8 protein-coding genes are annotated in these 9,619 nt (G+C 71.8%); 3 read left to right on the top strand and 5 right to left on the bottom strand.

Features of this window, described 5'->3' with window-relative positions:
- Nucleotides 1–131: 131 nt before the first annotated feature.
- Both ACIOHC_RS13280 and ACIOHC_RS13275 read right to left on the bottom strand, forming a co-directional pair.
- Nucleotides 132–533: a RidA family protein gene (locus ACIOHC_RS13280; RefSeq protein WP_351075024.1), complete on the bottom strand. Its 402-nt coding sequence runs from the start codon at nt 531–533 to the stop codon at nt 132–134.
- Entirely contained in the window at nt 530–1,657 is a 1,128-nt protein-coding gene (locus tag ACIOHC_RS13275) for an acyl-CoA dehydrogenase family protein (RefSeq protein WP_351075025.1), read from the bottom strand. The genes ACIOHC_RS13280 and ACIOHC_RS13275 overlap by 4 nt, the downstream gene beginning before the upstream one ends.
- A 128-nt stretch (nt 1,658–1,785) precedes the next feature.
- Between ACIOHC_RS13275 and ACIOHC_RS13270 the strand changes: the two genes are divergently transcribed.
- On the top strand, nt 1,786–3,387 hold the full coding sequence (locus ACIOHC_RS13270; RefSeq protein ID WP_401842746.1) for an AMP-binding protein: 1,602 nt from the start codon (nt 1,786–1,788) through the stop codon (nt 3,385–3,387).
- A 55-nt stretch (nt 3,388–3,442) separates the two neighbouring features.
- A complete protein-coding gene (locus ACIOHC_RS13265; protein WP_401842745.1) occupies nt 3,443–4,279 on the top strand; it encodes a GNAT family N-acetyltransferase in 837 nt (278 codons plus the stop codon).
- On the opposite strand, the gene ACIOHC_RS13260 is transcribed toward ACIOHC_RS13265, so the two are convergent.
- Nucleotides 4,266–6,623 (bottom strand): bifunctional salicylyl-CoA 5-hydroxylase/oxidoreductase, encoded by a 2,358-nt coding sequence (locus tag ACIOHC_RS13260; protein ID WP_401842743.1) that lies wholly within the window; start codon nt 6,621–6,623, stop codon nt 4,266–4,268. The genes ACIOHC_RS13265 and ACIOHC_RS13260 overlap by 14 nt on opposite strands.
- A gap of 4 nt (nt 6,624–6,627) precedes the next feature.
- Nucleotides 6,628–7,455 (bottom strand): enoyl-CoA hydratase family protein, encoded by an 828-nt coding sequence (locus tag ACIOHC_RS13255; protein ID WP_351075032.1) that lies wholly within the window; start codon nt 7,453–7,455, stop codon nt 6,628–6,630.
- Nucleotides 7,456–7,681: 226 nt separating this feature from the next.
- Here ACIOHC_RS13255 and ACIOHC_RS13250 point away from each other — a divergent pair, with 226 nt between their 5' ends.
- Nucleotides 7,682–8,113 carry an ATP-binding protein gene (locus tag ACIOHC_RS13250; protein ID WP_365693067.1) on the top strand — a complete coding sequence of 144 codons (432 nt, stop codon included), beginning with the start codon at nt 7,682–7,684 and terminating at the stop codon, nt 8,111–8,113.
- Here ACIOHC_RS13250 and ACIOHC_RS13245 read toward each other — a convergent pair.
- A complete protein-coding gene (locus ACIOHC_RS13245) occupies nt 8,104–9,591 on the bottom strand; it encodes an amino acid permease (protein WP_401842742.1) in 1,488 nt (495 codons plus the stop codon). The two genes, ACIOHC_RS13250 and ACIOHC_RS13245, sit on opposite strands and share 10 nt — an antisense overlap.
- Nucleotides 9,592–9,619: the final 28 nt, after the last annotated feature.

Genomic DNA, 9,619 nt, shown 5'->3' with positions numbered 1-9,619 from the left:
CACCCCCCGCCCGCGGGCGCCGCCGGGCTGGGGGTGGGGCGCCGGGGCGGGGCGCTTGGGGGGTCCCCCCCCACGTCCCCGGCGGGGCGCGGGCGGGGCGGGGCGGGGGGGCCCCGCCACGTCCGGCGCGTTCACGGCAGTACCGCCACCCCGTCGATCTCGACCAGTGCCTGCTCGTCCCAGAGCCTCACCACCCCGATGACCGCCATCGCCGGATAGTCGCGGCCCGCCAGCCGCCGCCAGATCCGGCCCAGTTCACCGGCCCGGGTCCGGTAGTCGGCCACATCCGTGGCGTACACGGTGACGCGGACCAGGTCCGCCGGGGCGCCGCCCGCCGCGCGCAGGGCGGTGATCAGATTGGTGAGCGCCGTCGCGAACTGCTCGGGCAGTCCGTCGCCGACGACCTTGCCGTCCGGGTCGAGGGCGGTCTGCCCGGCCAGGAAGACCAGTTGGCCGCCGGTGGCCGCGACGGCGTGCGAGAAGCCCGTGGGCGGTGAGAGTTCGGCGGGGTTGATCCGGTGGACCGGACTCATGCGGACGCCTCCCGGTTCGCGTACAGCTCCTTGGCGATGATCGTGCGCTGGACCTCGCTGGCGCCCTCGTAGATCCGTGGGGCGCGGACTTCCCGGTAGAGGTGCTCCAGGAGGTGGCCGCGGCGGAGAGCACGGGCGCCGTGCAGTTGGACGGCGGTGTCGACGACGTACTGCGCGGTCTCGGTGGCGTACAGCTTCGCCATGGCCGCGCGGCGCGGTACGCCGGACTCGCCCGCGTCGTAGGCCGCGGCGGCCGCGTACACCAGCAGCCGGGCGGCCTCGGTGCGGGTGGCCATCTCGGCGACCTGGTGGGAGACGGCCTGAAGGTCCTTCAGCGGGCCGCCGAACGCGGTGCGTCCGGCGGTGTGCGCCACGGTGGCGTCAAGGGCGGCACGGGCCATGCCGACGGCGAAGGCGCCGACGCTGGGACGGAAGAGATTGAGGGTGTCCATGGCGACCCGGAAGCCCCGGTCCGGTTCGCCGAGCACATCGTCGGGCGTGACCGGGACACCGTCGAACTCCAGGGCCCCGATGGGGTGCGGCGAGAGCATGTCGATGGCGGTGCCGGTCAGCCCGGGGCGGTCGGCGGGGACCAGGAACGCGGTGACGCCGCGGGAGCCGGCGCCCCGGGTCGTACGGGCGAAGACGGTGTAGAAGTCGGCCTCCGGCGCGTTGGAGATCCAGCATTTCTGGCCGGTCAGCCGCCATCCGTCGGAGGCGGGTTCGGCATTCAGGGCGAGGGCCGCCGCGTCGGAGCCCGCCCCCGGTTCGCTGAGCGCGAAGGCGGCGACGGCGCGGCCGGCCCGCACCTCGGGGAGCCAGCGTTCGCGATGGGTCGGGGTACCCGCGCGGACCACGGGGTGGGTGCCGAGTCCCTGGAGGGCGAGCGCGGTCTCGGCCTCCGTGCAGCCACGGGCCAGGGACTCGCGGAGCAGACAGAGGCCGAGGGCGCCGGAGTTCAGCATCCTGTCGAGGAGGCCCGACTCGCCGAGTGCGGTGATCAAGGGGCGGTTGACGTGGCCGGGGTCGCCCTTTTCGGCGAGGGGGCGCAGTTGCTGCTCGGCAAGGACTCTCAGCTCCTCGCACCAGGCGGTTTGTGCCGGATCGAGCGAGAATGCCGTCATACCGGCGCCTCTCTTGTCGGTGTCCGAGGCGCCCGGCGGGCGCATCTCGTCTTTCTCGTCTTATCGCGGACCGTTGACTACCGTCACCCAAACGATACGCTCCGGAGGCGACAAGGGGGCGATCCGTCATGGAACCGAAGACCTCAGCGCACCTCGACAGCTTCGCCAGGGAGCACCTGCCACCTCCGGACCAGTGGCCGGAACTGCTCTTCGACCTGCCCGAACTGAACTACCCGGCCCGCCTCAACTGCGCGGCGGAGCTGCTGGACCGTACGGTCGAGCGCCTCGGCCCCGACCGCCCCGCCTTCCGTACTCCGGACGGCGGAGTCTGGAGCTACGGGGAGCTGCGGGACCGGGTGGACCGGATCGCCCACGTCCTCACGTCGGATCTGGAGGTCGTCCCCGGCAACCGCGTCCTGTTGCGCGGCCCCACCACACCCCATCTGGCCGCCTGCTGGCTCGCGGTGCTGAAGGCGGGCGCGATCGCCGTCACGGTGCTGGACCGGCAGCGGCCCGCGGAGCTCACCACCATCTGCTCGATCGCCCGGGTGAGCCACGCGCTGTGCGACATCCGGGCGATCGACGACCTGGTGAAGGCTCAGGTGCCGGGGCTGCGGATCACGGCGTACGGGGGTGACGCCCCGGACGATCTGCTGCGGCTCGCCGGGGCCGAGCGGGGGCCGTACCGTCCGGTGGACACGGCGGCGGATGATGTCGCGCTGATCGCGTTCACCTCGGGCACCACCGGGCGGCCCAAGGGCTGTATGCACTTCCATCGGGACGTGCTCGCCATCGCCGACACGTTCTCGCGCCATGTCCTGCGCCCGACGCCCGACGACGTGTTCGCGGGCAGTCCGCCGCTCGGCTTCACCTTCGGGCTCGGCGGTCTGGTGGTCTTCCCGCTGCGGGCCGGTGCCAGTTCCCTGCTGCTCGAACAGTCCGGCCCGGTGCAGCTGTTGCCCGCGCTGTCCGCCCACCGGGTGTCGGTGCTGTTCACCGCGCCGACCGCGTACCGCGTGATGCTCGACCACGTCGACGAGCACGATCTGACGGCGCTGCGGCGCTGTGTCTCGGCCGGCGAGAACCTCCCGGTCGCCACCTGGCGGTCCTGGTACGAGCGGACGGGTCTGCGCATCATCAACGGCATCGGTGCCACCGAACTGCTGCACATCTTCATCTCCGCCGCCGACGACGCGATCCGCCCCGGCACCACCGGAGTTCCCGTGCCCGGCTGGCAGGCCCGGGTGGTGGACGGCGAAGGCCGACAGGTGCCGGACGGAGAGCCCGGACTCCTCGCCGTACGCGGCCCGATCGGCTGCCGCTATCTCGCCGACGAACGCCAGCGGGACTACGTGGCGCACGGCTGGAACATCACCGGTGACACGTATGTGCGCGACCCGGACGGCTACTTCCGTTACATCGCCCGCGCCGACGACATGATCATCTCCTCCGGCTACAACATCGCGGGCCCCGAGGTCGAGGACGCCTTGCTGCGGCACCCCGCGGTGGTCGAGGCCGCGGTGGTGGGGCGGGCCGACGAGCTGCGCGGCCGGATCGTGGTGGCGTACGTGGTGCTGCGCGAGGGTGCGGAACTGTCGGCCGACGAGCTGCGTATGTACATGAAGAGCGAACTGGCCCCGCACAAGTGCCCGCGCGTCGTCGAGTTCCTGCCCGCACTGCCCCGCACCGCCACCGGGAAGCTGCAGCGTTTCCGGCTGCGGGACGGCTGAACCGGAAACCGGAAATGCGCGTGCCGTGCTCCCCGTGCACCCGGCAGGATGAGGCATGACCTGGACCTTCACCGATGACGTCGACGTATTTCTGGACGCGGCCGGCGCCTCGCTGGCCGCCCGGCCCGCCGAGAACACCCTGGTGCTGACCGTCACCGCGACCCTGCGGCGCAACGGCCCGCACGCCTACGGTGACCGCGTGCCGCTGCTGGGCTGGTGGCGCGATGCGGACGGCGAGGTCGCCGGCACCCTGGTGCGGACCCCGCCGTATCCGCCGCTGCTGGGAACCGTCGCCCCGGAGGCCGTCGCCCCACTTGCCGCCTCGCTCCCTCTGACCAGGATCAACGCGGACCGGGCCACCGCCGAGGCGCTGGCCGCCACCTGGCCGGGCCGCCGGGTCGACCAGGAGCAGCGGCTCTACCGGCTGGGGACGCTGGTCCCGCCCTCCCCCGCGCCCTCGGGGAGGCCCAGGGCCGCCACCGCCGCCGACCGGGCCTTGCTGGTGCGCTGGCACCGGGCATTCGCCGATGAGGTCGGGCAGCCCGCCACCCATGCCGAACGGCTGGTGGACGAGCGGACGGCGGCCGGCACTCTGACGCTCTGGGAGGACAGCGGCGTCCCGGTGTCGATGGCGGGCGTCTCCCCGCGCATCGCGGGCACGGTGCGGATCGCGCCGGTCTACACGCCGGCCGGGCACCGCGGCCGGGGGTACGCGGCCGCCGTGACGGCGGAGGTCGGCCGGGCGGCGCGGGCGGCAGGCGTGCGGGAGGTGCTGCTCTTCACCGACCTCGCCAACCCGACCAGCAACGGCGTGTACCGGCGCATCGGCTTCCGCGCGGTTGCGGACCGGCTGCTGATCAGCTCGGCCGAGGAGCCCGTCATCCCAGGGTGAGCCGGGGCTTCGGTGCGTCCGTGCGGCCCGTCGGCGGGATGCGGCTGCCCGCGCGGTAGGGGGGCGGCCAGGGCGCGCCGGGTCCGCTGTAGCCCTGTTCGGCCGCCGCGTGCAGCGTCCAGTGCGGGTCGTAGAGATGGGGACGGGCCAGGGCGCAGAGGTCGGCCCTGCCCGCGAGCAGCAGTGAATTGACGTCGTCCCAGGAGGAGATCGCCCCGACCGCGACGACGGGCACGCACAGCGTGTTGCGGATGCGGTCCGCGTACGGGGTCTGGTAGGAGCGGCCGTACTCGGGGCGCTCGTCGGGGACGACCTGACCGGTGGAGACGTCGATGGCATCGGCCCCGTGGGCGACGAAGGCACGGGCGATCTCGACGGCGTCCTCGGCGGTGGTGCCGCCCTCGGCCCAGTCCGTGGCGGAGATGCGGACGGTCATGGGGCGGTCGTCGGGCCAGTCGGCGCGGACCGCGTCGAAGACTTCCAGGGGGAAGCGGAGCCGGTTGCCCAGCGACCCGCCGTACTCGTCGGAGCGGTGGTTGGTGAGGGGCGAGAGGAAGCCGGACAGCAGATAGCCGTGGGCGCAGTGGAGTTCCAGCAGGTCGAAGCCGCAGCGGTCGGCGCGCCGGGCCGCCGCGGCGAACTGTTCGCGTACGGCGTCGAGTCCGGCCCGGTCCAGGGCGTGCGGAACCTGGTTGACGCCCTCGGCGTACGGGATCGGGGAGGCGGCGGTGAGCGGCCAGTTGCCGTGGTCGAGGGGCTGGTCGATGCCCTCCCACATGAGTTTCGTCGAGCCCTTGCGTCCGGAGTGGCCGAGCTGGACGCCGATGGCCGTACCGGGGGCGTTCGCATGGACGAAATCGGTGATCCGGGTCCAGGCGGCGGCCTGTTCGGGGGTGTAGAGCCCGGTGCAGCCGGGGGTGATGCGGCCCTCGGCGCTGACGCAGACCATCTCCGTCATGACGAGCCCGGCGCTGCCGAGTGCGCGGGCGCCCAGGTGGACGAGGTGGAAGTCGCCGGGGACGCCGTCGACGGCCGAGTACATGTCCATGGCCGAGACGACGACGCGATTGCGGAGTTCGAGGCCGCGCAGCCGCAGCGGGGTGAACATCGGCGGGGTACCGGGGGCACAGCCGAACTCCTCCTCGACGGCAGCGGTGAAGGAGGCGTCGCGCAGCCGCAGGTTCTCGTGGGTGACACGGCGGCTGCGTGTGAGCAGGTTGAAGGCGAACTGGCGGGGTGGCTGGTCGACGTAGGTGCCGAGCTCCTCGAACCAGCGCAGGCTCGCCGCGGCGGCCCGCTGGGTCGATTCGACGACGGGCCGTCGCTCGGTCTCGTAGGCGGACAGCGCGCTCGGCAGGTCGGGCTGCTCCTCGATGCAGGCCGCGAGCGCGAGGGCGTCCTCGACGGCGAGTTTGGTGCCGGAGCCGATGGAGAAATGCGCGGTGTGGGCGGCGTCACCGATCAGGACCGTGTTGCCGTGCGACCAGCGGGCGTTGACGACGGTACGGAAGGTGAGCCAGGAGGAGTTGTTGGAGCGCAGCGGACGGCCTCCGAGCGCCTCGGTGAAGATCTTGGCGCAGCGCAGCGTCGAGTGCTCCACGTCGCAGGTGTCGAGTCCGGCGGCGCGCCAGACCTCCTCCCGCATCTCGACGATGACGGTGGAGGCGTCGGCCGAGAAGGGGTAGCCGTGGAGCTGCATCACCCCGTACGCGGTCTCGGCGATCTCGAAACGGAAGGCGTCGAGGGCGAAGTCGGCGGCGAGCCAGATGTATCGGCAGCGGTGGGTGGTGAGACGGGGGCCGAAGGTCTCGGCGTGAGCGGCGCGGGTGAGGCTGTGCACTCCGTCGGCGGCGATCACCAGGTCGTACGCGTCGGCCAGTTCCGCGGCCGGCGGCGCCTCGGTGCGGAAGCGGAGCCGCACGCCGAGGGAGTCGCAGCGTTCGTGCAGGATCTCCAGGAGCCGGCGCCTGCCCAGGGCCGCGAAGCCGTGGCCGCCGGAGGTCTGGGTCACGCCGCGGTGGACGATGTCGATGTCGTCCCACCGTACGAATTCGTCCTGGAGCGCCCGGTACACGACGGGGTCGGCGTGTTCGATGCCGCCGAGGGTCTCGTCGGAGAGGACGACGCCGAAGCCGAAGGTGTCGTCGGGTGCGTTGCGCTCCCAGACGGTGATGTCGCGTTCCGGATCGAGCCGCTTGAGCAGGGCCGCGGCGTAGAGCCCACCGGGTCCGCCGCCGATGACCGCGATCCGTTTCACGCCGGTCGGCTCCGTGGGGGAGGGATGTGCGCCCGGCGCCGTCGCGGCGGTCGGTGCGGAGCCGGTGGCGCTGATGTCGGGCGGCATCGCGCTACCGGCCTTGCCACTTCGGTGGCCGCTTCTCGGTGAAGGCGGCGTGGAATTCGGCGTAGTCGTCGCCGTGCATCAGCAGGGCCTGGGTCGCGGCGTCCATTTCGACCGCGGCGGCGAGCGGCATGTCGAGTTCGGCGGTGAGCAGCGCCTTGGTCTGGGCGAGGGCGAGGGCCGGTCCGTCGGCCAGTCGGCGGGCGAGCGCTGCCGCCGTTGCGTCGGCCTGGCCTTCTTCGGTCAGCTCGCTGATCAGGCCGATCCGTTCCGCTTCGGGGGCGCGGACCGGTTCGCCGAGCATCAGCAGCCGGGTGGCATGGCCGAGGCCGACGACGCGCGGCAGCAGGTAGGCGGCACCCATGTCGCCGCCGGAGAGGCCGACCTTGGTGAAGAGGAAGGCGAAGCGGGCGGACGGATCGGCGATCCGGAAGTCGGCGGCCAGCGCGAGAACCGCACCCGCGCCCGCCGCCACGCCGTGTACGGCGGCGATGACGGGGAAGGGGGTTTCACGTAGGGCCCGGACCACCTGCCCGGTCATGCGGTTGAAATCCAGGAGCTGGGCGGTGTCCATGGCGAGTGTCGCGCCGATGATGTCGTCGACATCTCCGCCGGAACAGAATCCGCGGCCCTGACCCGCGAGCACCAGCGCGCGCACGGAACGTTCGCGGGACAGTTCGGCAAGCAGATCGCGCAGGTCGGCGTAGGCGCCGAAGGTGAGCGCGTTGAGTTTCTCCGGCCGGGCGAGGGTGACGGTGGCTACGCCGTCGTCCGTCGTCAGCCGCAGGTGACGCCAGTCATCCGTATGGGGGGCGGAGCTGGGAAACGGGCTCATGGAGGGGACTCCCCTTCAGCCGTCGGGCTGCTACCTGCGGCCGAACTTATCACTCGTACGTGACTTCCGTCACGAGCACGCAATAGGTGGAGCGTGAGAGCGTATGCCGAACGTCCCCTTCGTACTGGTCGACAGACCCTTGTCTCTGTTGTTGCACTTCGTAAGGTTGAATCCCGGAAGTACTACCTTCCAGAAAGCCCACGATCTCCGGAACGGAAACCATGCTGTGCCCACCGATGTCCCCCTTCCCGCCTCCTGGCGGATCGCGCTACCGCACACGACGGCGGCCGTACCGGTGGCCCGCGCCCTGATCCGTACGGCGCTGGCGGACATCGAGGCACCCGCGGATTCGGACACCGCCGAGCTCCTCACCGCCGAGCTGGTCGCCAACGCGGTGGAGCACACCCGCAGCGACGAGCCCATCGAGCTGGTGGTGGAGCTGCTGCCGACCGGCTGCCAGGTGGAGGTGCACGACCGCGACCCGGCCCCGCCGGGCGATCTCTCCCACCCGGAGCCGGGCAGCGTGCCGGACCCCTGGCAGGAACACGGCCGGGGTCTGCTGCTGATCCGTACCCTCAGTTCGTCCTGCGGTCACCGCACGACGGAGCAGGGCAAGGCGGTGTGGTTCACCCTGCCGTCCCGCACGCCTCAGAGCTGACCGGCCCCGTCCCGGCCCGTCCCCGCGGCGGCCAGCCGGGAGCGGTCGCGGCCGTAGCAGGTGTACACCGCGGCGCCGACGATCAGGAAGACGGCGAACTGCACCCAGGTCGTCCAGCCCGTCCCGTACATCAGATAGAGGCAGAAGCCGACGCCCAGGAGCGGGCCCAGCGGATGGAGCGGCGCCCGGAACGAGCCCCTGACCTCAGGGTTGCGGCGGCGCAGCACGATCACCGCGATGTTCACCGCGACCATGGTGGCGAGCGTGCCGATGGTCGTCAGGTTCACCACCACGTCGAGCGACGAGAAGGCCGCCGGGACCGCGAAGACGACCGCCACGATCCAGGTGTTGGCGACGGGGGTCGCCGTCCGCGGCGAGACCCGCTCGAAGACCCGCGGGATCAGACCGTCGCGGCTCATCGACATCAGGATGCGGGTCTGGCCGTACATCACCGCGAGCACGACGGACGCGATCGCGACGACCGCCCCGAAGGCGATGACCCCGCCGCCGACGGTCGAGCCGGTCACCTGGTTGACGACGATGGAGAGCGCGGCCGGCTTGTCGGCGACGGCCCCCGGGCCGATGGCGCCGATGGCCGCGAGCGCGACGGCGCAGTAGAGCAGGGTGACCAGGCCGATGCAGACCATGATCGCGATCGGAACGTTCCGTCGCGGATTCTTGACCTCCTCGCCCGCGGTGGTGATGGCGTCGAAACCGATGTACGAGAAGAACGCCAGCGAGGCACCGGCAGTGACCCCGCCCGCTCCGTGGGCGACGAACGGCGTGAGATTCCCGTGCTCGAAGGCGGTGAAGGCGATGCCGCAGAACAGCATCAGAATGGTGATCTTGAGAACCGCCATCGCGGCGGTGGCCCCCGCGCTGTCCCGGACGCCGCGCACCAGCAGGGTCGCGGCCATCATGACCACCACGACGGCGGGCAGATTGATCACTCCGCCGTCGCCGGGGCCGGCCGAGAGGGCGGCGGGCAGCTGGAAGCCGAAGAGGCTGTTCAGCAACTCGTTGACGTACTGGCTCCAGCCGACGGCGACCGCGGAGACCGAGACGCCGTACTCCAGCAGCAGACACCAGCCGACGAGAAACGCGACGCGCTCACCGAGCGTCGCGTAGGCGAAGGAGTACGAACTGCCGGACACCGGGATCGCGCTGCCCAGCTCGGCGAAGGAGAGCGCGGTGAAGATGCAGGTGACCGCGGCGAGTACGAAGGACAGCACGACGGCGGGGCCCGCCTCGGCGACGCTGTCGGAGAGACCGACGAAGATGCCGGTGCCGACGACGGCGCCGACACCGAAGCACACCAGCTGGAAGAGTCCCATGGTGCGCTTGAGGCCATGCCCCTCCAGGTCGGCGCCGGACTCGGCGATCAGCTGGTGGGGGTTCTTGATGCGTGGGCCGGACGGGCGCGGGGGGCTCGATGGGCGTAGCGGACTCACGGGACGGTCTCTTCTCTGGTGGAGCATGTGGGGGGGTGCGTGCCCAGGGCCTGTG

The sequence above is a fragment of the Streptomyces sp. NPDC088252 genome, assembly GCF_044740965.1.
Taxonomy (GTDB): Bacteria; Actinomycetota; Actinomycetes; order Streptomycetales; family Streptomycetaceae; genus Streptomyces.
The sequence above is the reverse complement of the archived record's forward strand: the minus strand, read 5'-3'. Positions and strand labels throughout refer to the sequence as shown.